The sequence below is a fragment of the Lysinibacillus telephonicus genome (assembly GCF_003966145.1).
In the GTDB taxonomy this organism is placed as follows: domain Bacteria; phylum Bacillota; class Bacilli; order Bacillales_A; family Planococcaceae; genus Ureibacillus; species Ureibacillus telephonicus.
This window is the reverse complement of the sequence record NZ_RXNR01000035.1, coordinates 18,131-42,501: the sequence shown is the minus strand read 5'-3', so window position 1 is coordinate 42,501 and position 24,371 is coordinate 18,131. Positions and strand designations below refer to the sequence as shown.

Below are 24,371 nucleotides of genomic sequence, written 5' to 3'. Positions count from 1 at the left end.
AGCTATGAACACTTTAAAGCGAAAATTTTATTAAATAATTTATATAAGAAAATTGGGGTTCATTTAGGATAATCGGGGTGCCGTGTAATATCACTTCACCCCAACATTTGACATAGAACCATAAAAGTAAAGTGAACGGTTTTCCATTGATTGCAAAATGAAGAGTGATTCTAAGCAATATTTTCACTTATAACGCTTACCATATTGGATTAAATCGTCCAAATTCTGCAAAAAAGTAGGCAACCAATACAAGATGAAATAGTAAGACATTTTATATTACGCCCTAAATAAAAGTGTGCTTCACAGAAAAAAGGTGTTCTATCGTAGTATTATTTTAAAAAATAAGAGGAATATTACTATAGGAGCCAAGTATGTGGATGAACAATTCTACTAAAGAGCGTACAAGTAATTTAATGAAAATTTAGGAGGAAGTAAATTATGAAGAAAGATTTTTACACTGTACTTAAAGAAAGACGTTCTTACTATGGGATTAATAAAGATGTACAAGTATCAGAAGAAAGAATTAAAGAAATTGTAGAATTTGCTGTAAAATTCACCCCGTCAGCTTTCAATTCTCAATCTGCACGTTTAGTTGTATTATCAGGTGAAGCACATAATAAATTATGGGATATTACAACTGAAACATTAAAAAAAGTAGTTGGAGAAGGAAATTTTTCAGGAACTCAACAAAAAATGGATTCTTTTAAAGCTGGTTATGGGACTGTTTTATTCTTCGAAGATGAAGCAATAGTTAAATCACTTCAAGAACAATTTGCTTTATATGCTGAAAACTTTCCAATTTGGTCAAACCAAGCATCAGGTATGCATCAATTAGTTGTATGGGCAGCATTAGAAGCAGAAGGATTAGGTGCATCTTTACAACACTATAATCCGCTAATCGATGATGAAGTGAAAAAAGAATGGAACATCCCTGATAATTGGAAGCTTATTGCACAAATGCCATTTGGTAATCCAACAGCTACACCAGGTGAAAAGGAATTCCAACCACTTGAGGATCGTGTGAAATTTTACAAGTAATTAATTATGAAATAATTTTAAACCAGTATCCTCACGGAGCTGGTTTTTTTGATGATAAATCATTGTTCTTGTAGATGTTATGAAATTCCAGTATGTAAATCCAATGAAGGGTATTAGGTTTAACCTAATAGGATTGATACTATGTACTAGGTTAATAAGCAAATAGACGAGTTGTAATATGTTTCATAATAATCAATCAATGTTTAAATACTGGAAAAATGCTGTTTATACTAAAGATTTTCAAGTATTTTCACAGAAACAGAAAGAAAATAACAATAAAGAGGGGACCAAAAATGATAAGTTTTTGATCCCCTCTTTCAGTAAGTAATTTATTACCACTCAATATTCGCAATAATTCCTTCATCATCATGCAAGTCTAAAACAATACGTGCTGATATAGAATCACGATTTAATTGTTCATCAATATATAAACGAATAGCTGTAATAAAATTAACTGTATTATAAAAATCCATTTGTCCATTTACATAAGCTTCAGCAGTAAACCCTGAAGCATCGTCATACATTAATTCGACTTCAACAGCTTGTGGTTCTACATTTCTAAACTTTGCATGAAACAAACAAAGTGCATTAATTACTTCTTGTTCTGATAATGTTATCTTTTCCAAGTGTCTGTTACCTCTTTATTCTTTCTACGAGTCAACATTTGATAAATTTTTATACAAATAAATACGATGAAAATAATAGCAAATGCATTAATTGCAAATCCTAAAATATTACCGATTAACCCCATATCCGAGAATAGACTACCAAATAGCAGCCCAGCTATACCACCAACAAATAAGCCTTTCATAAGACCGCCAGTTGTGAAGCCGCCCGCTTTTGTAGTGCTAGTATTCGATTTATTTGTTGTAGTAGTGGATTTATTCACTGTTGAATTTGTTCCGGAATCGTTGTTTTGCATATAGTTACTTGAACCTGTATTATTGTTATAGCTTTTCTTTCCAGACTTGTACGATTTTGCTTCTACCGTTTGAACATCATCTAAAAGAATAACTGTTCCTACACTTGAGAAAGCTAAAGTGAAGGCGATAAATATTGCTGAAAGTTTTTTCATTAAGTAATTCCTCCATTTATCTAATTACACTATAAGTATATCAAATTATATTAAATGAAAAAAATAAATACTCTGTTTGTTCAATGTTTTACGTATTTCGTAACAAAATGAGAAAGAAATGAACTTATTAGAAAATCTTCCATTTCTATATGTGACAAAGTATGATAGAAAAGTGAATAAATTCTATAAAAGTTTTTAGGAAATGAAAGGATGAAATAGGTTGCAAGATAAACGTTTTAAAATTGCAAACCGTGAAGCATTGATTGGTATAGTGCTTGTCGTGATTAATTTCGCAATTTGGTTTGGGTTTGCCTATGGTTTGGGTTCAGGTAATCCAACTGAATATACGTATGTTTTTGGTTTTCCTGCCTGGTTTTTCTATAGCTGTTTTGCGGGCACTATTTTTATGATTGTCCTTATTTGGCTTGCAATCAAATTGTTTTTCAAAGATATTCCATTTGACGATGAGGAGGAGCACCTATGATTCATTGGCAAGTGATTATCCCACTTTTGATTTTTTTAATTATTATTTTTTGTATAGGCTTTTGGGCTAACAAACATGTACGCTTATCCAAATCCTTTTTACAGGAATATTTTCTAGGCGGTCGTGAAATGGGCGGCTTTCTATTAGCTATGACTATGATGGCTACATATGGCAGTGCTTCAAGCTTTATTGGTGGACCTGGTGTGTCTTACAACTTAGGTTTAGGCTGGGTTTTACTTGCAATGGCACAGCTGCCAGCGGGATATTTTGTATTAATGATATTAGGTAAAAAATTTGCCATCCTCTCACGTCGTTATGAAGCGATTACATTAATAGATTTTCTTAAAAAAAGATATGAAAGTAATACTGTAGTAGTACTTTCTGCAATCAGCATTATTGTATTTCTATTTGCTTCCATGACTGCTCAATGGGTTGGGGGAGCAAGATTAATTGAATCGTTGACTGGCTTAAGTTATACAGTGGCGCTGCTTATTTTTGCGGTGACAGTACTAATATATGTTATTATCGGCGGATTTCGTGCAGTAGCATTAACAGATGCAATGCAAGGGTCAGTTATGCTAATTGGAACAATTATTTTATTAATCGGAACAATTATAGCAGGTGGGGGATTAGATAATATTATGAATTCCCTAGTAAATGAAAACCCACAGATGCTGTCTCCTTTTGGATCTGATGGATCACTTACGCCACTTTATGTTTCCACTTTTTGGATATTAATTGGTCTTGGTGTAGTAGGATTACCACAAATTGCAGTTCGTGCTATGAGTTATAAAGATTCAAAAAGTCTACATCGCGCGATTCTTATAGGCACAATTGGCATTGGAACGATAATGTTTGGGATGCATGTAATCGGAGTTCTTGCACGTCCGGTAATACCAGGAATTGAAATTGGTGATAAAGTAATGCCTATGCTTACACTTGAAGTATTGCCGCCGTTACTAGCTGGAATTGTACTTGCTGCTCCAATGGCTGCAATTATGTCAACTGTTAATGCATTGCTTATTTTAGTCAGTTCAACAGTAGTAAAGGATTTATACTTAAATTTTATTCACCCAAATGCGACAGATAAGCAAATTAAGACAAGAAGTTTTTGGGTTACAACAATAATAGGACTAGCTGTTGTATTCTTCGCAATGAAGCCTCCTGAATTTTTAATTTGGTTAAATTTATTTGCATTTGGTGGTTTGGAGTCTGCCTTTTTATGGTCAGTTGTATTTGGACTTTATTGGAAAAAAGCAAATAAATATGGAGCTATTGCTTCCATGATTACCGGCCTAGTTTTGTATATTTCTATTGATCGATTATCTCCGCATATTTTTGGGATGCATACTGTAACGATACCTGTATTGGTTTCCTGTATCGTTTTTGTTATTGTAAGTCTTGCAACTCATCAAAAGTCAGAACTTGAGAACATCTAACTTTTAATTAATCTCTTCAAATTTAATTGGGAACTTTCTTGAGGGAAATGGCTCAAAAAATAAAACTTGGAAAGGGGTCATTTCATATGGCAAATAAAGCTACGAAGCAATATAACGGAATGATTTTATTAACAGGCTATTTACAGCGGCTATTTGTTGCAGAAACTATTTATCGTAGGCTTAACGAACCTCATGATCCAGAACGCTTTGAAAAAGCGAAATCTTTATTAGATGAAGCATATACAATTGTGCAAGTATTTGAGAAAACTCAATCCTTAACATATGAGCAAAAAGAACAGCTATTATTGATTGTTAAAAAAACAGAAAACCTCATGGCATCTTACTTTAAAGAAGAAACAACTTACTCCTTTCCACAGAAGATTGCTATAGTGGGCTCTTCTTTATATGCAGAGCAGCATGTCAATTCAGGAATTGTGCGTTTAGGAGAGATATTTAAAGTTGAGGTTAATAGAGATTTCCACATGCGAATTAAATTCTATGAACAAAGAACAAAGGTAATCGACTATTTAGTTTATTCAATTGAAAACAAAGAATCGCCTGAAGAACAAATAATGAAAGCTATTGATTCATGGTTTAACGATGTAATGAGAAACAAAGAGTTTATACTGAATGATTTAAATCAAATACCACAAATGCTTGAGCATGAAAAATAATAAAAAAGCGAGTCGAAAATTTATTTTCGATTCGCTTTTGAATTTTAATAAAACACTTTATCAATATTATATTTTGCGCGGAATGTATTAATTGCGTAGGTTTCGTATATTTCACGTTCCATTGGGTCTTCAATTTCATACACTTCGATTTTATAAATTTCATCACGATGATTTTTCATCGGTGATACATTATCTTCGAAGTGTTTTTTAATACGCTGACGAATCTTCCGTGCTTTTCCAACAAAAAGCAGCTCGTTTGCCTTATTATAAAAGAAGAAAATGCCGCCTTTATCACGAGTAATTTTATGGAAATCTATAAATCCGTGGAAAGGTGTAATTGGCACATCGCCTTCTTTTAATTCTTGTTTACGTTGATAAATGACAACATCGGGTTTTGGAAATTCAATTTTAATCAAGCTAATTTCACGTCCTTTATTTGTATAGATTTTCATGCTACCATAACTTCCAATGAATTGCTAGAAAGGAAATATTCTATAGGCTATAATAAACCTTCTTATCATTAGTTTCTCACATTTTTTATATTTATATGTGTAAATCGCTTTATGACTTTATAAACAATCCACATTAGGTTCTTTTATTTAATTGTGTGTTAATATAAATTAAAAACCAAATAATGGGGATGGGTATAAATGCCAGTTTTAAATGATAGATTTTTTAAGGCTTCTAAAACTAGCTTGGAGTTTAAAATAATAGAAGTCGAGTCCTTATCGAGTAAAATAAAAATTATATTTAATAGCGGGGAACACCAATTAGAATTTGAATTTTTAACCTTAAGAGAAGATGTTGAGATGATTTATGAATTGATTTTTAATCACTGGGATGAATTATTAAAAGGTGGCGTGTGGGATGCAACTGATCCTTCGTTTTCATTTTCGATTTTTGAAAATAAAAGTGAAATAATTAATGATAAAATATATCGATTTCAATTTTGGATTGACGCAGGTGAATTTAATTGTAGAAGATCTACCGGATCAGGCATCGGGATAACGATATATCAAGATAGAGAAACTATTGAAAAATTTGCATTACAGTTAAAAAAAGAATTAGGATAGAATTTAAATTTTTTTGTAAAGACTAGTGGTCCTAAATATTAAAATTGATAAAGATACATACAAAGACATTTAAAAAAATCCCAATAAAACAGTTATTGCGCTATACTAATAATTAGAGGTGAATAAAATGTTTGTAAGTGAAAAACAGATAGAAATTCGTTATGCAGAAACAGATCAAATGGGTGTTGTGTATCATGCAAACTATTTAGTTTGGATGGAAATTGGGCGTACTAAACTCATTCAAGATCTAGGGTTTGACTATGCCGGATTAGAGGAACAAGGCTACTTATCACCAGTACTTGATCTATCGATTCAATATAAGAAAGCAATGAGATATGGACAAGTAGCTACTGTTCGAACTTGGGTAGAATCACATTCAAAGCTTCGCACTACATATGGCTATGAAATATTGCATGAAGACGGATCAGTTGCTGCAACTGGTACTTCAGTTCATACATTAGTGAAAAAGGATAACTTTAGACCTTATCCTTTAAGTAAAGTTGATCCTAAATGGGAAGCGAAATATTTAGAAATTGCACACACATAACTAAATTTTTAAGCAATTTTTCGATATTGGACATTACAAAACCTTATCCTAGCACATTCTTTAGGATAAGGTTTTTTCGTTAATTACTAGGTTGTGTTATATTATTTCTCACTATTTACCACTTTTTAATTACCTTATATATATCATATAATAGTATATATTTTAATCTATAAATAAATGTAGTATACTATAGAATGGTTATAAAACGATACAGAAAAGATGTGTTCCTAAGCTAGGCTTTGATTAGGTGGGATACCTGCATCTTTGCTGCAAATTTAGGGGAAAAGGTTGGTAAAAATGAGCAATAGAAAAACTAACACAGACGTCATTTTAATTGGCGCCGGAATTATGAGTGCTACTTTAGGTACACTGCTAAAAGAGCTAAAACCGGAATGGGATATTAAAGTTTTTGAATCGCTCGAAAAAGCAGGGGAAGAAAGCTCTAACGAATGGAATAACGCAGGTACTGGACATGCTGCTTTATGTGAGCTTAACTATACTACTGAAAAATCAGACGGATCTATTGATATTAGCAAAGCGGTTAATGTTAATGAACAATTCCAAGTTTCAAGACAGTTCTGGTCTTATCTTGTAGATAAAAAATTGATTAATAATCCTCAAGATTTCATTATGCCATTACCTCATATGAGTATGGTGCAAGGCGAAGAAAATGTTCAATTCTTAAAGAAACGCCATGAAGCAATGGTGAAAAATCCTTTATTTAAAGGAATGGAATTTTCTGATGACCCAGCAAAATTGATGGAGTGGATTCCACTTATCATGAATGGCCGCAAAGATAATGAGCCAATTGCAGCTACAAAAGTTGATTACGGTACGGATGTTAACTTTGGTGCTTTAACACGTATGTTATTTGAACATTTAGAGTCTAAAGGTGTAGAAGTTAACTATAAACACAAAGTTCAGAAACTTAAACGTGCTAATGACGGCTCATGGGAAGTAGTAGTACATGACCTTGATGGCTGTAAAGCAAAATACTATAATGCTAAATTCATTTTCCTTGGAGCTGGAGGCGGTAGCCTTGAATTACTACAAAAAACTGGTATTCCTGAAGGAAAACATATCGGTGGATTCCCTGTAAGCGGTTTATTTATGGTATGTAATAACCAAGAAATAGTAGAGCAACACCACGCTAAAGTTTACGGTAAAGCAAAAGTAGGTGCTCCACCAATGTCAGTACCGCACCTTGACACTCGTTATATTGATAATAAAAAATCGCTGTTATTTGGACCTTTCGCAGGATTCTCACCAAAATTCTTAAAAACAGGTTCAAATATGGATTTATTTGCATCAATTAAACCGCATAACCTTACAACGTTATTAGCAGCAGGGGTTAAAGAAATGTCATTGACAAAATATTTAATCCAGCAAGTGCTATTATCAAAAGAACAACGTATGGAAGAGTTGCGCGAGTTTATCCCTAATGCTAAATCAGAGGATTGGGATATTGTAATAGCAGGTCAACGTGTACAGGTTATTAAAGATACAGAAAAAGGCGGTAAAGGAACACTGCAATTTGGTACTGAAGTAATTACTGCTAGTGACGGCTCAGTTGCAGCATTACTTGGTGCTTCTCCTGGTGCTTCTACGGCTGTTCACGTTATGCTTGAAGTAATCAAGAAATGTTTCCCAGATCAACATAAAGAATGGGAGCCAAAAATTAAAGAAATGATTCCTTCATATGGCTTAAAGCTTATGGATCACCCAGAGCTTCTACAAGAACTTCATAATTCAACAGCACATACTCTTGGGTTAAGTGAAAAAGAACCTGTTCTTAGCTAAAAGCTATAAACTATAATTAGTATTCATATATTAAAGTATAAAGAAGAACCTTTGATCTAAGTTTGTTTGGATTAAAGGTTCTTTTTGCATTACTTTATATTTAACGTTTTGTCAAAACTACCGCTAACTTAAGAAACTTGATATAATGACGTTTGTGAGAAAAATCGAAAGAGAAATGGAGGTATGTTCATGGTACAAAATGCAAAAGATTCAGTAAAGTGTTTTATTGTTTTAACCAATACTGCTCGTGAAGCAATAAAGCAACATTTTCAAGATGAACATGCCTTTTTTAATTTACAAAAACCATTCGAAGTATATTTAGAAAAACAATCAATCGAACAAACTTCTATTTCATTAACAATTTATTTTGATAATAAAACAAATGAAAAACTCGCTAAGAAATTTGGCGAACGCGTTGTTATAATGGATTGCGTATTCGATTTAAAAAATGGACTCGTCGCAAAAAGTTTTCGTACACGAGGTAAAAACACACCAATAAAAACTAACCGTCGCCAAAAAATGCGCATTCATTTTGTACCTTCCCGCATTAATGGCCATACATATTCCGAAAAGTTTATCTCTTGCATAGCAGAACTTCCTGTTGCCCAAGAACGCTTTGACTATGTCAACAAGCGAATCACAAGCTGGGAAGGCTATTTAAAGGTGCTTTATAAAAATGCGTCTGTGGACGATATTGATGCAACCTTTGATTCGGTCAAGTTCAGTCACGACTTTTCAACTGTTACATTGCGCTGTAAAGGTATTGATAATAAAGAGTGGAAACAACTTAAAGGCTTAAGTGTTTATACGAAAGGATTCCCAAAAGAAATTGGGGAAGTCGTAAAAGTGAATCGATCTGATTTTACTGTAGATATTGAACTTAATCCTAGACTTGCAAAAGATGTTCGTAATCATAACTTCGATTTCGCTTCCGAGCATATTACGTTTAGCAATGCCTCCACAAAATCGCAATTAAATCGTCTCCTAAAAGGATTTGAACGACTAAAAGATGGTCTAGCAGCAAATCCAAATTTAGAAAATATTCTGTTCGAAGATAAGCCAACTATTGCTGAACGGAAAAATAATATCGAGCTTGAGTTTCATAATAATTTGAATGAATATCAAAGAGATGCAGTAATTGGGGCAATGAGTGCAGATGATCTATACGTTATACAAGGTCCTCCAGGTACGGGGAAAACGACTGTTATTTCTGAAATTTGCTACCAAAATGCAAAAGCTGGTTTAAGGACTTTGATTGCCTCTCAATCGAATTTGGCAGTAGACAATGCACTAAGCCGATTATTATCAAATAAAGATATACGTATTTTAAGATATGGCCGTACAGAAAGTATTGAAGAAGAAGGAAAAAAGTTTATTGAAGAAAATGTTGCACAGTACTGGAAGAAACAAACATACGAGGCTATTATTCATGAAATTAACCATCATCAAACAAAAGAACAAGAACTAAAAGAAGAAATCACTCAATGTAAAAGTCAAATTGAGTTATTAAAAAATAGAGAATTAAAATTACTTGAGGACATTGAAAAGAAGCAAAAAGCAAAAATAGAGCTTGAAGAAGTGGCAGAAAAGATTTCACAGCTCAAAAAACAAATCATTCCACTAAAAAAAGAACGTGAGAAAACAGAACAAGGAATAGAAACATTAACAAATTCTCTAGAAAAATTAACAGCAAAAATAAATGAACTAAATGAACAACTAACATCAATTGGTTCATTACAATCAATAAATGAGGAAATACAAAAAGCAGAGGAAAAAATTCAAAAAAGTAAACATACCATCGAGTATTTACAATTAAAAGAGCAATTAGATCAAGTAGAAAAACAACGAGAAAATATTCGAAACCGATTAGAAAAATTAGATTTTAGCTCTGATAAAGTGGAGAATACGGTAGAACAAATCCAATCGTTGAAAAAAGTTTATGAAGTTGAACAGATAATAGAAAAACACCAGCTACGCCGCGGATATGTTTTGAATCAACTGTTCGCTGATATGGAAAAAATCCATACGCAGCTAATAAAATTTAAACCATTAAAAGAAATAATGAATCGATTAGAAAAAGCAATTGAATATAGTCATACTACCCTTGGAATACAAGTGCAAACTGTAGATTTGCCGCCAAATCACCATTATTCTTTAGATGAGATAAATGACTTTTTAACTAAACTAAGCTATGCCTTCGCTCAAAAGAAGATTAATAAGGAAAATGGATTGCGTTCTATTCAAGGGTTATATATGAGAAAACGCTTCCTAGATCAGTTATCATATCGATATCGGGCGCTAATTGATGAATCTCTCCTCGTTTTTTCAAAAATAAAAGAAGAAGTAACCGATCAAATTATGGAGAAAACCGGAGTAGATCAATCTTCCATTAATTCATTAAAAGTACAAGAAGATAGCTTGAACCAAAAGATTGAACAATATCATAATCGTCTAGAAGCATTTCATCCTATTTTAGAAGGCTCGGTCATTCCTTCAACAAGTGAGCTGCAATCAGTTTGTACTTTACTTGAAGAAGATATTAAAAAATTACAACAAGATAAAGAACGGTTACTAGAAATTGACTCGCAATTAGAGAAAAAAGTAAATGAAAAGCAAAGTATAGAGACTGAATTATTAAATGGTCAACAGCTATTAAAAGAAACAATTGCTGACTTAAAACAACTTAATTTAGATGGTTTGCTCCTTGAAAAGAAATATGAACAATTAGAGCAAATTACAAAACTAAATCCTGAGCTTGAACTAGAAAAAACAAACGAAAAAATAAAAAGTCATCAAAAAGAAATAGAGAAACTGGATTTAAAAATTTCAATGCTTCCAATCACGCAAAGTTTACAATTACAGTGGAAAGAATTGCTTGAACAATCTACTGATCACGATTTAGATGAAATTCGCAAATTATATGTAAAACATGCAAATGTAATTGGGACAACCTGTGTTGCATCTGCAAACAAAGAATTTATGGATAATTACCCGATTTTTGATGTTGTTATTATCGATGAAGTGTCGAAGGCAACACCACCAGAACTATTGCTGCCAATGTTAAAGGGTAAAAAGATCGTATTAGTAGGGGACCATCACCAATTACCGCCATTAATAGGCGATGATACATTCGAAGAAACTTTGGAAACGGTCATAAAAGAAAGCGATACATTTGAAGAAAAACGAGAACTAGAAAAACTACTTGAAGAATCATTATTTGAACGGTTATATAAAAACTTGCCGCGTTCGAATAAAAAAATGCTCGCCATTCAATACCGGATGCACGAAAATATTATGCAAACAATTACGTCATTTTATAAGAGTGAAAATGACTCTCTTCAGTGCGGCCTAACGGATTCAGATGCAGTGAGAGACCATAAATTAAATAGCAAATTTGTAAATCGCAGCGAACATTTACTATGGTTCGATATACCGAATAAGCCGGCATTTTTCGAGGAAAGGATGAAGGAAGGCTCAAGTTTATTTAACACAGCAGAACTTGATATGATTCGCAATATGCTCCTTGACTTAAATGATGCAACTGAACAAGCAAAAGAACAAGGCATTATAGAACAAGACACTTTAAAATCAGTTGGTGTAATAAGTTTCTATGCTGAACAAGTAAAACGGATTAATCGATTAATCGAAGAAGAATTGCATCTTCCTCACCTGCATATTAGAACAGGATCTGTTGATAAATTCCAAGGCATGGAGATGGATGTTATTTTGGTCAGCATGGTTCGAAACAATGACAATAAGTATGGTGATATTGGTTTTGCCAAGGATTATCGCCGTTTAAATGTCGCCCTATCACGTGCACGGGAATTGCTCGTATTAATTGGCAGTACAGAAATGTTTACACGACGTCCAAAGCACGAAGAAACACGAAACATGTATAAAAATTTATTAAATGTAGTTAAAAACCAGAACGGCTATAGAGAATACGAAAAAACAGTTATTAATTAATGTTATAAAGGAGGAGCGATGGAGCTACAATTATTACAACAGAAATTATTAGAGCAGCTTGAAAGCAAAACTACTGGAACGATTGTTCAAAAAGACATTTGGTGCTTTCCTGTTCATACAATAAACGTTTCATATAAACCAGTACTTCGTACGAAAATGGACATTTTAATGAAAATGCTGCTTATTTCATTACAAAAAGCGAAATTTAAAAATAGTGAGCAATTAAGCGAAATTCTTTTAGTAGAAGAGCTCTTTGTACAAGATTTATTATCCAAAATGCATAAAACAGGGCTTATCACTAAAGTTGAGGATTGTTATCAATTAACTGAAAAAGGGTTGAAACAATTAGCAAATGGCGTTTATGAAGAAGATCAAGATACAACTTCCGTAGAGCTTTTATATAGCCCAACTCATCAGTCATTTTTTAGTGGGGATATTGAAGAAATTTTGGATTTTGAAGATTTTCCTGAAAAAATATATCGATATAGCTCACATGAGGAGGAGCTTAATATTGATAACGACAAGATTTTACCTGAAATACGAAAGCTGCAGCACAATTATGAAGACGATCAGCAATCAGATCAATTGTTCATTACATCAATCGATGCTATTGAAAATGTACAAATCAATGATATCCCATGTTTAGAGTTTATTATTTTTGATAAAGAAAAAAGTTCTTTTCATGCTCGAGTTTGGAACACACTACTGGATTCTTGGGACACTACTCTTGAGTATCAATTACAAGAAAAAGAACAATCTATGTGGCAAGAAAAATATTAACAAAAAAATAAATCTCGAATATTGCAAATATTAATTTTCCATGTTAGTATTAGCTTAATTTCATCTTTCTTATCAAGAGAAGCAGAGGGACATGGCCCTATGAAGCTTCAGCAACCTCTAACAGCAGTTAGAAAGGTGCTACTTCCAGCAAGACGTTATGTCTTGAGAGATAAGAGTGCGCGTTTACATTGTACCTCTCATTCTCATGCTGGAATGAGGGGTTTTTTATTTGATTTAAAAGAGAGATGAAAACGGCATTATAAGAAATGGGGGAACAAGAATGCCTATAAATATACCAAAGAATTTACCTGCTGGAGAAAAATTGCGACAAGAGAAAATTTTCGTGATGGAAGAAGACCGCGCGAGAACGCAACAAATTCGTCCACTAAACATTTTAGTTTGCAACTTAATGCCAGAAAAAGAGAAAACAGAGCTGCAACTATTACGTTTATTAGGGAACACGCCTTTACAAACGAATGTAACGTTTCTAAACACAGCAACATATGCGTCGCGAAATGTTTCAAAATCGCACTTAGACACATTCTACAAAACATTTAATGAAATTAAGCACCGTCGTTTTGATGGCATGATTATTACAGGTGCACCAGTAGAACGTATGGAGTTTGAAGATGTTAACTATTGGGAAGAAATTACAGAAATTATGGATTGGGCAAAAATTAACGTAACATCTTGCATGTATATTTGCTGGGGAGCACAAGCTGCACTTTATCATCATTTTAATATCGGCAAATTTGAACTGCCAAGAAAATGTTCTGGGATTTATTCGCATGTCATTACAGATCTTACGGTTGATTTAGTAAGAGGATTTAGTGATGAGTATGTTGCTCCTCATTCAAGACATACTTCTGTATCTATTGATGATGTACGCAGCCATCCTGACTTAAGATTATTAAGCTACTCTGAAGAAGCTGGACCATTTATTATCCAATCAAAAGATACAAAGCATATTATGATTACTGGCCATTTAGAATATGATGCAACAACGTTGGCAGATGAATATATTCGCGATGTTGAAAAAGGGGAGCCAGTAGATATTCCAGTGAACTATTTCCCGAATAACGATCCATCAAAAACACCAAAAAACACATGGCGTGCCCATTCACATTTACTTTTCTACAACTGGTTAAACTACTACGTATACCAAGAAACACCATACGACTGGCATTTTGTCGATGACATGATTGAGTACCATATATAGAAAGTGTAACGGTTACTTAAGAATTTTCAAAATATAAATACAATTTATGTTGGGGTTGTTTAGAAATTAAAATTTCTGAGCAGCCCCTCAACTGTTTGTAATCAGCAACTTCTTTAATAATCGTGTCATTTTCATCAGTAGGCTCATCCTAAAATGGCTTCAAAAGCAGCCCCTTTTTTACTTTATAGAAAAAGTTATTAATTAATGAACGTTTTTTTATTATAGAAAGTCTAATGATTAAAGGGGGAGACATATGCAAAACTTTGAACGCGAGAAAAAAGCAATTGATGGTGATAAATCAGCCTTCCTCGAACTTTTAGAAATGTACGAAGATACGCACTATAGGATTGCTTTTAGTTATTTTAAAAATGAATATGATGCACTTGATGCCATACAGGAATTTACTTACCGCAGCTTAAAAAAACTCCATACTGTTAAAAAGCCGGAATATTTATCTACTTGGCTTATTCGAGTGTTATTAAATGTATGTCATGATATGCAGAAGAAAAAGAAACGTTTGGAATTACATGAATCAATTGAAATCGGACAACACAATGATTGTTCCTATTTAGAACTTTCCGAAGCAATTTCTAAACTATCGCCAGAACAACAACATCTTATTTACTTAAAATATTTTCAGGATTTAAAAAATGAAGAAATTGCAAGTGAAATAAATATCCCAGAAGGAACAGTAAAATCTCGCCTACATAATGCACTTCGGAAATTAAGATATTTTTTTGGGGAAGGAGGTCAATCATGAGTAATTTTAATAAGCAAGATTTTGAGAAATTAAAACGGGAGTTAGAAAAAATTGAAATCCCTAAGGAGAAAATACAGGCAGCACGGCAACAGGCATATGCAAAACACCTCCATTCAAGAAAACGTCAAATAAAAACATGGAAACAAGTGTCGATTGTTATGCTTCTCCTTATAGCATTTGTTACAACCGTACGTGTTTCACCAGCATTTGCACAAACAATCGCTAAGATCCCAGGGTTTGCTCCACTCGTTGAAATGATTACACAGGATAAAGGGGTAAAAGATATATTAGATAATCAATATTATGAAGAGCTTAATATTGTAGAAATAAAAAATGACCTTATATTAACTATTCTCGGAACAATAGCAGATGAATCCGGAATGATTATTTTCTATCAATTAGAAGCGCCTTATGATATTTCAGAACTTGAAACGAAAAAATTTAGACTTACACAAAATGATAAAGACATCGAGGCAGCTACAACTTATTCTTGGGCAGCAAAAGACTCAACGAAAATAATAGAAGAAAAGCTAGAAGTCGTTGCAACAAATAAAATAGATTATTCAAATCCAAACTTTCAGCTTGAACTGACATTTGACGATGCCAATAATACTTCCTTTACCGTACCTTTTACATTGAAAAAAGAAATTGTACCGACTAAAACCTATGAGATAAATCAACAATTGGAGATTGACAATCAAATTATTCATATAAAATCCCTTAAAATTTCTCCATTGCGTGCAGAAGTACAGATAACAGCGGATGACCAAAATACAATGCAAATATTACAAATCAATAAGTTAAAGGTTTTAGATGAAAATGGTGAAGAATGGGGCAAAATAACGAATGGATTCTCCGGTTTTGGAGGATTTAGAGAAAATGACAATAGTATTTTTATTCAAAGCAATTATTTTAGAGAACCACAAAGCTTAACACTTGTTATCGATGAGGTCGAGGCTTTACCTAAAGGGGAAGACTATATTGAAATTGATTTCCTTAAACAAGAAATTTTAAAAATACCTCCTCTCAAAGACTTTGAGTTATCCTTAAGAGACTTTGATATGTTCGATGTATCATATAAGTCGCCGCAAAACGATCATAAGCAATTGTTAAGTACTGTTATTGATGCAAATGGAAATAAATTTTATAGTGATGGACATTCATTTAGATATAGAGAAAATAGCACAACAGCAACTTATTCGTTTGATTTAAAAGGTGCAGTTAACCCAGTACGCGTCTATTTCAATAGCTATCCGAATTTCTTGGAAGGATCTGCTGAAATTAACATACCACTGGATGATAAATCAGACAGCTCACAGTGATGTGAGCTTTTTCTATTTCTTTGAATAATCAATTTCTATATAGAGAAACTACCTTTAAAAGGAGGTTGTTTAAAATTGAGTGAACAAATGAATTATGGTGAAGATTATAAATATATTCCAATGACCTCACTGATGAGTGGAATCGGAATTGAGGTAACACCAGATATTTACGCTTATACAATTCAAGTGGTTAATCTATGTATGGTTGGAGAAAAGGGGAAAGCAACAGGCTGGACATTAATTGATGCAGGGATGCCTAAATCAGCTGAAGCTATTATTAAAGAAGCCGAAAACCGTTTCGGTGAAAATGCACGTCCAAATGCAATTGTATTAACTCATGGGCATTTTGACCATGTTGGAGCAATAGTCGAATTAATTGAGCATTGGGATGTTCCCGTGTATGCACATGAAGCAGAAATACCTTATTTAACAGGGAAAAAAAGCTATCCTGAACCAGATTCTACTGTTGAGGGTGGACTTGTTGCAAAAATATCCCCTTACTTTCCAAATGATCCAATCAATCTAGGAACCCATGTTAAACCATTGCCGGTAGATGGAACAATTCCGCCATTAAAAGATTGGGTATGGATCCATACACCTGGACATTCGCCGGGACATGTATCATTCTTTAGAGAATCCGACCGTTCTTTAATTGTAGGGGATGCATTCGTTACCGTTAAACAAGAATCCCTTTTTAAAGTGCTGGTCCAAGACAAGGAAATTAGCGGTCCTCCAAGATATTTAACTACAGATTGGCAGCAAGCATGGGATTCAGTGAAAAAGTTAGAATCATTAAAACCAGCTGTTGCAATTACTGGCCATGGTGCACCAATGGAAGGTGATGATCTCAAACTTCAGTTGCAATGTTTAGCTATTGATTTTGATACAGTTGCAATTCCAACTCATGGTCGATACGTTAATGGTAATTAAAGAAAATGCATGACGAACCAAAAACGTCATGCATTCTTATTTGTAGGGATTAACTTTTATTTTAAAAAGGGAGCTTAATAAATTGACTTATTTAATTATTAGAGATATTATAGACTCATTAAATCTACAATAATAGAGGTGAAAAAATTGAAGTACTCAAAGGCAACTAATTATGCATTACATACAATTGTTTATTTAGCACTTTTACCTTCCCAAAAAACAATCGGGGTAAAACCTTTAGCTGAAGTTCAGAAAGTATCGCCCACATACCTCTCTAAGGTGCTAACTAACTTAGTTAAAGCTGGTTTTATTGAATCTGTTACAGGGGTTAAGGGTGGTTATAAATTAATAAAGGATCCAAAGGATATAACATTCTTAGATGTTATCGACGCTATTGAGGGGACTTCTTCATTATTTAATTGTAGTTTAGAAAATAATCTTCACGATCGACAAAACTGTTTCATTGAAAAAGTGATGAATGAAGCAGAACTGAAAATGGAAAATTACTTAAGAACACAATCTATTGAAAATGTTATTCAAAAAGTTAATGAAAATACAGTAAATCAAATCAAATCTATGGCTAATTAATTTTTTTACATCAATTAAAGACTATAAATATCTATAATATCTATAATTAAGAGGTGAAGAAAAATGATTTTAGATTGTGCAATAATAGGCGGCGGCCCTGCTGGGTTAAATGCTGCTCTCGTACTAGGTAGGGCAAGAAGAAGCGTTATTCTATTTGATAATGATCAAGCGAGAAATGCTGTTACTCAGGAATCACATGGATTTATTACTAGAGATGGTGTTTCTCCAAGAGAATTCAGAGAGTTTGCTTATCAGGATATAAGTAAATATCCATCAGTAAAAATAAAAAAGCAAAAAATTGTAGAAATAAAAGAGGAGAATAGCTTCTTCAGACTAACTACGGAAGAAGGTAATTCCCATTTAAGTAAGAAAATAATCATTGCAACAGGATTAAAAGAAACTTTGCCTAATGTTGAAGGGATTAAAAATTACTATGGGAAAAGCTTATTCAGCTGCCCATATTGCGACGGCTGGGAACTAAGAGATCAACCTTTAGTTTTAATCTCTGAAAATAAAAGGGCTGCACATGCAGTAATGACGATTTATCAATGGAGCAAAGACTTAGTTGTTTGTACAAATGGCAGTAAAATAATTTCGGATGCAGAGGAGCAGTTATTTAAGAAAAAAGGCATTCGCGTTATAGTAGAACGAATAGCAAAGTTAAGTGGGGCAAATGGGAAATTAGAAAAGGTGATTTTTGAGAATGGGGAAGAGATTATTAGGACAGGAGGCTTTGTTTCGACAGAACTTGAACAACCGAATCATCTTGCAAATTCATTAGGGTGTGAGATGAATAGTAACAGTGGAATTATTATGGACGAGTTCGGTAGAACAAATGTAAAAGGCGTCTACGCAGCAGGGGATATATCATTTGGTCCATCACAATTAATAATTGCTGCTAGTCAAGGAAGTCGTGCTGCAATTGGGGTTAATAGTGACTTGATAACAGAAGAATTTAAGTAATTTATAATAAAATGCATGACAAGAGATAAAATGTTGTCATGCATTTTTATTTAGTGGGTTTTTACTAAGATTTCATTCAAGTAAACCTTTGCTTTAAGCTTTAAAGAATAAACATCGCCACAATCGTAGTTACTATTAACCCGATAACAACAGGCAATAAATTTCGGCGAGCTAATTCAAAGGGACTTACATTACAAATTGCAGCTGCTGGAATTAATGCCCAAGGAACTAATGTACCTCCGCCAACCCAGATGGCAGCAATTTGACCTAATGCCGTTAAAGTAGCAATTCCTTCACCGAGAGCACTACCAAACAAGTTAGCTACTGAACCGGCCAATGTAATACCTGAGAAACCTGAACCGTCTAAACCGGTAATCGCACCAACGCCTGTTAACGTAACAGCCGCTACTTCAGAAGTTAAAGGCACAACAGATGCTAATGCAATGCCGAGGTCATTGACGATTCCATGAGAGTCGGATGGAAGATATTCCCCAATAATTGTTAAGAATCCTGAATCTCCTAAATAGAAGAATGCTGCAATAGGAATGACAGGCCCAAATACTTTAAACCCAAATTGAAAGCCCTCGATTAAATAACTTGTAGTCTTTTCTAGACCATCATTTTTATGTGCAAATAGAGCTAATAAGATTAGGATGAAAACGGTTGTGCCGCCAATGAGCGCAGTTGCATCTCCCCCTGATAGGTTAAATAGAGACATGGCAACAACATCGAGCGCAAATGCAATTGGAATTAGGAAGGCAAAGAACTTTCGTTGTCCTAATGAAAGTAAATTTTCATTTACTTTATCTACTTTAGTTTCTCCTTCAAATGTACCAACCATTTCCATCGAGCCACGTTTCATATCACGACGCAAGAAAATAAACGCTACGATTGTTGTTACAACACCCATAACGATAACTAGGGGTATACTTGCAGATATAACATCACTTACTGGAATACCAGCAGCATCCGCTGTTAGCTTTGGTGCACCTTGAATTACAAAATCACTTGATAGTGCAATCCCGTGGCCAAATAAGTTCATCGCCATTGCAACTCCAAGTGCTGGCAATCCAGCGCGAATAGCTACTGGAAGCAATACTGCCCCTAGCAGTGCAACTGCAGGTGAAGGCCAAAAGAACCATGAAATAATCATCATTAAAATCCCGATTGTCCAGTAGGCAAGTGTTGGATTTTTAATGATTTTTGTAAAGGGAGCAACCATCACTTCGTTAATACCTGTTTTCATTAAAATACGACTCATAGCTACAATAATTGAAATGATTAATATAGTCGATAAGAGCTCGGTAATAGCAAAAACAAAGCTATTGAAGACTTTGCTTATAGAAGAAGTAAAATCTCCTGTTGCGACAATCGCTAAGACAAAAATACCAATTATACAAATAAGTGAAGTATCTCGACGCTTCACCATAAAGCCAATGATTAACACAATAAACACGACATATATCCAATGAAGAGCAGTTAATTCAACACCCATACAACATCCCCTCGTTTCCTTTAGACCTAGAATATGAGGCGATTGACTAGATGGTTCGTGATGGGAAAACAGTACCTTTTGGGTGGAAGTGAAAAAAATTTTTATTTAAATCTTATTTTTAATTTGCCTAAACGAAAATTAACTTTAAGGATAATAAACGGAACCTACAAATTAGTGAGATTCTTTTGGAATTTCGCTATACATTTGAAAACCCTAAAATTTCTTATTCTTCAAAGGATTCCCTTGTTCATACCACCATACACTTAAGATAAACCAACTATAACCAAGCATCCAGCCGGCTAATACATCAGAAGCATAGTGACGACCTTCTGTTATTCGAGACAGTCCAATAAATAGAATGAGTATAATTGCAGTTATCCAAACGGTTCGCGAATTTTTTTTAGAATTGATAACTCTATCAGAGGTATGATCAAATACATATGCGATTGTTAATAAATATACTAGACCGTGTAAAGCATGGCCTGAAGGAAAACTAAAGGTTGAAAATTGATCTATGATATCAGGGCGAGGACGTTCAATTAAGTATTTTAAAAATTGATACAATCCAAATCCAATACCTACATTCATAAATACAAAAAGCATCAATTTATAATCACGCTTTCGAATCCCAATAAATATTAAAACAATAAATGAAATAACAAAGATAAACTTTGTCTCGCCGAAATAGTGAAACATCGTAATCCAATGTACTCCATACAATAAATTAGATGCTAACGTGTCCAAAGCTTGGATAAATGGTGATTCATAAGTCATCCATAGGATACAGAATATAATGAAGGTACAAAACGCGACCATAAGATGTCTTTTATTCATTTTTATATCCTTTCCATTACAGGAATAAGTTGACTAGGGAGTTCACTAGTAGAGAATAAGGGAAATAACAACATAAAAAGTGTAAAAGGGCTCCCGATGCTACCATATCTTTTATTATTTTAGGCGATAATATTTTAGTTTAAAACGCTATTTTGAACACCTTTGTATGTATACGATTTGCCTTTATTTTGTCAGGTTATTTATAATGCATAAAGTTCTCTATTATTGGCAATAGAATCATGAACTAACAAGCATCAAGATAATTATAATTACTGTATTATTGATACATAACAATGACAAAGTCGCTTGTATTAATTAGTAATAAGGATTTTTCCATTGGTTATGCTAAATATTAAGAAAATTTTCTTATATTTTGGGGGTCCTTTTTAGTGCAGGAATTTAAAGTTACTTATTTTTTTGACGAACACCATTACGTAAGAAGATTTATCTATGTCGAGTCTCAACAAATGGCTGAACGACTTATTCAAAGTGAACGTGATCAATATATTTCGTTTACTGATAGTAGAGGAATTTATCATGAACTTAATACAAAAAATGTCCGAGTCATACAAATATCGGAATATCAGCGAAAAAAGTAAAGGAGTAATGTTATGCCGCTACATCATTATATAGAGCAATATTTTCAACAACATCCTGAAAGTCGAAGTAAAGGAATTTCTATAGAAAATTCCCCATTAGAAAAACGACCGAAAATATTTAAAGTAGAGGATAGTAATGTCAAAACTGCTCCACAAATTCCTATCAGAATATATACTCCCTCTGAAGAAAAAAATTATCCATTATTAATATTTTTTCATGGCGGAGATCTTCTTCAAGGTAATTTAGAAACACATGATGTTTCCTGCCGTCTTATTTCAACATTATCTGGATATAAAGTTATTGCTGTCGATTATCAAAATACATCAGCACAATTCTCTGATAGTTACCTTGTTACAAAATCGATAGTAGAGCATGCAGAAGAATATAAGGGGAAATCAATCGACATTGCTATTGGTGGGGCAAGCATAGGTGCTAATTTAGCAGCAGCTATCGTATTAAAATCAATTAAAACAGGAGATTTTAAATTATCTAAGCAGATACTTTACTATCCTATTACAGACATCAATAATCAAATAAAGGGCAGCGAATATCAATCGCGGGAATTATATAACGCAAAGTACGGACTCGATATTTCAAATGCAGAAAATCTTTCGCTTTACAACGAAAATGAGGAAACTGACTATATTTCGCCTATAAAAACTAGTAAAAAATACTTAACTAAAATGCCTAAAACTCTTGTTTTCACAGCTGAATATGATCCATTATGCGATGAAGGGGAGCTTTACGCCCAAAGATTAAAGGAGGCGGGAGTTGAAGTCAGACTAGTTAGATTCGATGGAAATATACATGGCTTTATGCAAAGTTTTCCTGGTTCTCCTGATTATATGCGCGGCTATGATATTACGACGGAATTTTTAAATAGTGATTAACGAAAACAGTACGAATCCACCAATGGTGTTCGTACTGTTTTAATATTTTAGATTTTAAATAAAATATTCGGAAATATTATGACAAATAATTATGCAAGGAATTTTTCTAAGAAACCAAGCGGGGGTATATTATATGTCTTCCTTGCACAAGTAATTAAAGAAAGAAGGGGGAAAGAAGATAAATAAGTTAATCATTTTAACGAAAACTAAGCCGTTTCAGTCGTTGCGGATTCTTCTCCATTTATTAATAAAGATGAGTTTTTATTTTTATTTTGTGATAACTCTTTTGAAATGAGAATACCGTCAATTATACCTTCGATTTTTAATCTTTCGTCGTAATTTAACTTTTTTATCTTCTTCACAAGTTCAATTTCATCCTTAATTATACTTATATATTCACTTTGTTCTATTTTTAGAACTACTTCATCTGCTCCGAATAGGAGACTGTCAGCAGAAATATTAAATACCTTGCATAAGGCAATAATTGTCTGTGCTGAAGGTTCAAATTTATCATTTTCATATCCACTAACATTACTTTTGGTCTTTTCAATTAATTCAGCAAGTTTATCTTGTGATAATCCGTGTAGCTTTCGTAGTTTTCTTATTCTTTCGCCCATTGTACTCATATTAGAACCTCCGTGCTAAATTTGTTTCAAAAACAATAACTTTGTTATTGATTTGTTTCAATATTGGAACTAAAATTAAGATATGAAAAACAAATTCATCAACTAGAGTTTATCACAACGTAATCCATTACTATACACTACTATATTTATTTATGAACATTGACAAGTAAATAGAAAGGAATGATCTGATATATGATTAAATTAAAAAATTGAATGACTATGTTTAACTTTTGTTACTGTAATCTCGAGTGTTTTTAGCTAAAATTTAATGAAGAACATCAGCGAAAACAAAGAGTATTTAATGCCTAAATAACAAGAAATCACCACCTTGATAATGCAGAAAGGAGTAAAGAAGATGAAACAAAGACAACTGACTCCATTAGGCAAAAAAATTGTCAAACGTCTTGTGGACCTGAACCAAACTCAAGTATGGCTCTGTGAAAAAGTTGGTGTAAGTAAAGTTTATTTAAACTTCATATTACACGGTGAACGTAGCGGGAAAAAGTATATGGATAAAATTATTGAAGTACTTGGCTTAGATGAGGAAGAACAACAATCAGCATAAAAATAACAAAGTATAAAAAAGCACAAAGCAATTGCAATTCCAGTGCAAATAAACAAGGTTTAATTTCAGTATACATATTAAATAAGTAGCAGGTGTTCTTCTAAAGTTGGAGTTTTTATTTATATTGATGTTATTATACATGTATTTGTTGAAAAATGAATGGGGATGTAATGTCCTAACCGCTACATTTTTCTGTAAGTGCTATAGTTTATAGTATGTCTAACGGGATTGTCTACGGATGCAACCTAGAGTTATTAACTGTGTCTTAGGTATATTGTACCACATTCTCTATTCTTTGATATTCTTAATTATAGATTTTGAATAATGTTAATAATGCAGAAGATGATATTATATAAACTAAATAGGTAGAATTAGCCAATAATTTGTTCTATTAAATTTTAATTGCACATGAAAATTACCTTTAAAAATCTCCATTAACCGAAAGGGCTGACTAAAATATAAATTTTCTAACAGTCACCACCTTGCTTTTGAAATAAATTTTCCTCTATGGTTAATTGTTACGTCATATCTAAAGGATCGTCCAAAATTTTGGAAGGTCTTTTTTACTTTACTCCCACTATGAATCCCAATGCACAAATATAGATAATTGGAAAATTAGGAAGCGTCTCCTATAAAAAATAAGAAGTATAGGTGATATATATTTTGAGTTTTTAAATCTATTATAAATTTATTCAATAAATTT

24 protein-coding genes and 1 riboswitch are annotated in these 24,371 nt (G+C 33.2%); of the genes, 18 read left to right on the top strand and 6 right to left on the bottom strand.

What is annotated here, in order from left to right:
- Positions 1-438 precede the first annotated feature (438 nt).
- Positions 439-1,038 carry a nitroreductase family protein gene (locus EKG35_RS12745; protein ID WP_126294843.1) on the top strand — a complete coding sequence of 200 codons (600 nt, stop codon included), beginning with the start codon at positions 439-441 and terminating at the stop codon, positions 1,036-1,038.
- A gap of 332 nt (positions 1,039-1,370) precedes the next feature.
- On the opposite strand, the gene EKG35_RS12740 is transcribed toward EKG35_RS12745, so the two are convergent.
- Together EKG35_RS12740 and EKG35_RS12735 are read right to left on the bottom strand one after the other, a co-directional pair.
- On the bottom strand, positions 1,371-1,664 hold the full coding sequence (locus EKG35_RS12740; protein ID WP_126294842.1) for a YxcD family protein: 294 nt from the start codon (positions 1,662-1,664) through the stop codon (positions 1,371-1,373).
- Complete coding sequence (locus EKG35_RS12735) at positions 1,652-2,113, bottom strand: hypothetical protein (RefSeq protein ID WP_126294841.1); 462 nt, start codon at positions 2,111-2,113, stop codon at positions 1,652-1,654. The genes EKG35_RS12740 and EKG35_RS12735 overlap by 13 nt, the downstream gene beginning before the upstream one ends.
- 220 nt (positions 2,114-2,333) lie before the next feature.
- Here EKG35_RS12735 and EKG35_RS12730 point away from each other — a divergent pair, with 220 nt between their 5' ends.
- From EKG35_RS12730 to EKG35_RS12720, 3 genes are all read left to right on the top strand, one after another.
- Complete coding sequence (locus EKG35_RS12730) at positions 2,334-2,597, top strand: YhdT family protein (protein WP_126294840.1); 264 nt, start codon at positions 2,334-2,336, stop codon at positions 2,595-2,597.
- Positions 2,597-4,036, top strand: a complete 1,440-nt coding sequence (gene panF / locus EKG35_RS12725) for a sodium/pantothenate symporter (RefSeq protein ID WP_185807747.1) — start codon at positions 2,597-2,599, stop codon at positions 4,034-4,036. Before EKG35_RS12730 ends, panF begins: the two co-directional genes overlap by 1 nt.
- Before the next feature lie 86 nt (positions 4,037-4,122).
- Positions 4,123-4,710 carry a hypothetical protein gene (locus EKG35_RS12720; protein ID WP_126294838.1) on the top strand — a complete coding sequence of 196 codons (588 nt, stop codon included), beginning with the start codon at positions 4,123-4,125 and terminating at the stop codon, positions 4,708-4,710.
- Positions 4,711-4,754: 44 nt separating this feature from the next.
- Here the strand turns inward: EKG35_RS12720 and EKG35_RS12715 are convergent, their stop codons facing one another.
- Positions 4,755-5,126 (bottom strand): nucleotide excision repair endonuclease, encoded by a 372-nt coding sequence (locus EKG35_RS12715; protein WP_126294845.1) that lies wholly within the window; start codon positions 5,124-5,126, stop codon positions 4,755-4,757.
- Between the two features lie 234 nt (positions 5,127-5,360).
- On the opposite strand from EKG35_RS12715, the gene EKG35_RS12710 reads away from it, so the two are divergent.
- The 11 genes from EKG35_RS12710 (at position 5,361) to EKG35_RS12660 (ending at position 18,658) form a co-directional block, all read left to right on the top strand.
- Complete coding sequence (locus EKG35_RS12710) at positions 5,361-5,783, top strand: hypothetical protein (protein WP_126294837.1); 423 nt, start codon at positions 5,361-5,363, stop codon at positions 5,781-5,783.
- Positions 5,784-5,910: 127 nt separating this feature from the next.
- Complete coding sequence (locus EKG35_RS12705) at positions 5,911-6,330, top strand: acyl-CoA thioesterase (RefSeq protein ID WP_126294836.1); 420 nt, start codon at positions 5,911-5,913, stop codon at positions 6,328-6,330.
- Between the two features lie 297 nt (positions 6,331-6,627).
- Entirely contained in the window at positions 6,628-8,130 is a 1,503-nt protein-coding gene (locus tag EKG35_RS12700) for a malate:quinone oxidoreductase (RefSeq protein WP_126294835.1), read from the top strand.
- A gap of 189 nt (positions 8,131-8,319) precedes the next feature.
- Positions 8,320-12,096, top strand: a complete 3,777-nt coding sequence (locus tag EKG35_RS12695) for an AAA domain-containing protein (protein ID WP_246020346.1) — start codon at positions 8,320-8,322, stop codon at positions 12,094-12,096.
- Between the two features lie 18 nt (positions 12,097-12,114).
- Complete coding sequence (locus tag EKG35_RS12690; RefSeq protein WP_126294833.1) at positions 12,115-12,876, top strand: hypothetical protein; 762 nt, start codon at positions 12,115-12,117, stop codon at positions 12,874-12,876.
- A gap of 66 nt (positions 12,877-12,942) precedes the next feature.
- Positions 12,943-13,052, top strand: a riboswitch (SAM riboswitch).
- Between the two features lie 104 nt (positions 13,053-13,156).
- Positions 13,157-14,095, top strand: coding sequence for a homoserine O-acetyltransferase MetA (metA, locus tag EKG35_RS12685; RefSeq protein ID WP_126294832.1), 939 nt, complete (start codon positions 13,157-13,159; stop codon positions 14,093-14,095).
- A 253-nt stretch (positions 14,096-14,348) separates the two neighbouring features.
- Positions 14,349-14,855 carry a sigma-70 family RNA polymerase sigma factor gene (locus tag EKG35_RS12680; protein WP_126294831.1) on the top strand — a complete coding sequence of 169 codons (507 nt, stop codon included), beginning with the start codon at positions 14,349-14,351 and terminating at the stop codon, positions 14,853-14,855.
- Positions 14,852-16,177, top strand: a complete 1,326-nt coding sequence (locus EKG35_RS12675; RefSeq protein ID WP_126294830.1) for a DUF4179 domain-containing protein — start codon at positions 14,852-14,854, stop codon at positions 16,175-16,177. The genes EKG35_RS12680 and EKG35_RS12675 overlap by 4 nt, the downstream gene beginning before the upstream one ends.
- Positions 16,178-16,252: 75 nt before the next feature.
- Positions 16,253-17,107 (top strand): MBL fold metallo-hydrolase, encoded by an 855-nt coding sequence (locus EKG35_RS12670; RefSeq protein WP_246020344.1) that lies wholly within the window; start codon positions 16,253-16,255, stop codon positions 17,105-17,107.
- 147 nt (positions 17,108-17,254) lie between these two features.
- Positions 17,255-17,695 (top strand): Rrf2 family transcriptional regulator, encoded by a 441-nt coding sequence (locus EKG35_RS12665; RefSeq protein WP_126294829.1) that lies wholly within the window; start codon positions 17,255-17,257, stop codon positions 17,693-17,695.
- A gap of 63 nt (positions 17,696-17,758) precedes the next feature.
- Positions 17,759-18,658 (top strand): NAD(P)/FAD-dependent oxidoreductase, encoded by a 900-nt coding sequence (locus tag EKG35_RS12660; protein ID WP_126294828.1) that lies wholly within the window; start codon positions 17,759-17,761, stop codon positions 18,656-18,658.
- A gap of 100 nt (positions 18,659-18,758) precedes the next feature.
- Here EKG35_RS12660 and EKG35_RS12655 read toward each other — a convergent pair whose 3' ends face one another.
- Positions 18,759-20,153 (bottom strand): hypothetical protein, encoded by a 1,395-nt coding sequence (locus tag EKG35_RS12655; RefSeq protein ID WP_126294827.1) that lies wholly within the window; start codon positions 20,151-20,153, stop codon positions 18,759-18,761.
- Positions 20,154-20,366: 213 nt separating this feature from the next.
- Positions 20,367-20,927, bottom strand: coding sequence for a phosphatase PAP2 family protein (locus tag EKG35_RS12650; protein ID WP_185807746.1), 561 nt, complete (start codon positions 20,925-20,927; stop codon positions 20,367-20,369).
- Positions 20,928-21,376: 449 nt separating this feature from the next.
- Here EKG35_RS12650 and EKG35_RS12645 point away from each other — a divergent pair, with 449 nt between their 5' ends.
- Entirely contained in the window at positions 21,377-21,586 is a 210-nt protein-coding gene (locus EKG35_RS12645; protein WP_126294825.1) for a hypothetical protein, read from the top strand.
- Between the two features lie 12 nt (positions 21,587-21,598).
- Entirely contained in the window at positions 21,599-22,477 is an 879-nt protein-coding gene (locus EKG35_RS12640) for an alpha/beta hydrolase (protein WP_126294824.1), read from the top strand.
- A gap of 206 nt (positions 22,478-22,683) precedes the next feature.
- Here the strand turns inward: EKG35_RS12640 and EKG35_RS12635 are convergent, their stop codons facing one another.
- Entirely contained in the window at positions 22,684-23,103 is a 420-nt protein-coding gene (locus tag EKG35_RS12635) for a helix-turn-helix domain-containing protein (RefSeq protein ID WP_126294823.1), read from the bottom strand.
- A gap of 355 nt (positions 23,104-23,458) precedes the next feature.
- Here EKG35_RS12635 and EKG35_RS12630 point away from each other — a divergent pair, with 355 nt between their 5' ends.
- Positions 23,459-23,668 carry a helix-turn-helix domain-containing protein gene (locus EKG35_RS12630; RefSeq protein ID WP_126294822.1) on the top strand — a complete coding sequence of 70 codons (210 nt, stop codon included), beginning with the start codon at positions 23,459-23,461 and terminating at the stop codon, positions 23,666-23,668.
- Positions 23,669-24,371: the final 703 nt, after the last annotated feature.

What these genes read in the sequence shown, in the direction of transcription:
- EKG35_RS12655 (WP_126294827.1), bottom strand. Translation starts at nt 20,153, where the DNA reads ATGGGTGTTGAATTAACTGCTCTTCATTGGATATATGTCGTGTTTATT.
- EKG35_RS12690 (WP_126294833.1), top strand. Translation starts at nt 12,115, where the DNA reads ATGGAGCTACAATTATTACAACAGAAATTATTAGAGCAGCTTGAAAGC.
- metA (WP_126294832.1), top strand. Translation starts at nt 13,157, where the DNA reads ATGCCTATAAATATACCAAAGAATTTACCTGCTGGAGAAAAATTGCGA.
- EKG35_RS12700 (WP_126294835.1), top strand. Translation starts at nt 6,628, where the DNA reads ATGAGCAATAGAAAAACTAACACAGACGTCATTTTAATTGGCGCCGGA.
- EKG35_RS12650 (WP_185807746.1), bottom strand. Translation starts at nt 20,927, where the DNA reads ATGACTTATGAATCACCATTTATCCAAGCTTTGGACACGTTAGCATCT.
- EKG35_RS12695 (WP_246020346.1), top strand. Translation starts at nt 8,320, where the DNA reads ATGGTACAAAATGCAAAAGATTCAGTAAAGTGTTTTATTGTTTTAACC.
- EKG35_RS12680 (WP_126294831.1), top strand. Translation starts at nt 14,349, where the DNA reads ATGCAAAACTTTGAACGCGAGAAAAAAGCAATTGATGGTGATAAATCA.
- EKG35_RS12745 (WP_126294843.1), top strand. Translation starts at nt 439, where the DNA reads ATGAAGAAAGATTTTTACACTGTACTTAAAGAAAGACGTTCTTACTAT.
- EKG35_RS12640 (WP_126294824.1), top strand. Translation starts at nt 21,599, where the DNA reads ATGCCGCTACATCATTATATAGAGCAATATTTTCAACAACATCCTGAA.
- EKG35_RS12735 (WP_126294841.1), bottom strand. Translation starts at nt 2,113, where the DNA reads ATGAAAAAACTTTCAGCAATATTTATCGCCTTCACTTTAGCTTTCTCA.
- EKG35_RS12635 (WP_126294823.1), bottom strand. Translation starts at nt 23,103, where the DNA reads ATGAGTACAATGGGCGAAAGAATAAGAAAACTACGAAAGCTACACGGA.
- EKG35_RS12705 (WP_126294836.1), top strand. Translation starts at nt 5,911, where the DNA reads ATGTTTGTAAGTGAAAAACAGATAGAAATTCGTTATGCAGAAACAGAT.
- EKG35_RS12630 (WP_126294822.1), top strand. Translation starts at nt 23,459, where the DNA reads ATGAAACAAAGACAACTGACTCCATTAGGCAAAAAAATTGTCAAACGT.
- EKG35_RS12720 (WP_126294838.1), top strand. Translation starts at nt 4,123, where the DNA reads ATGGCAAATAAAGCTACGAAGCAATATAACGGAATGATTTTATTAACA.
- EKG35_RS12710 (WP_126294837.1), top strand. Translation starts at nt 5,361, where the DNA reads ATGCCAGTTTTAAATGATAGATTTTTTAAGGCTTCTAAAACTAGCTTG.
- EKG35_RS12675 (WP_126294830.1), top strand. Translation starts at nt 14,852, where the DNA reads ATGAGTAATTTTAATAAGCAAGATTTTGAGAAATTAAAACGGGAGTTA.
- EKG35_RS12660 (WP_126294828.1), top strand. Translation starts at nt 17,759, where the DNA reads ATGATTTTAGATTGTGCAATAATAGGCGGCGGCCCTGCTGGGTTAAAT.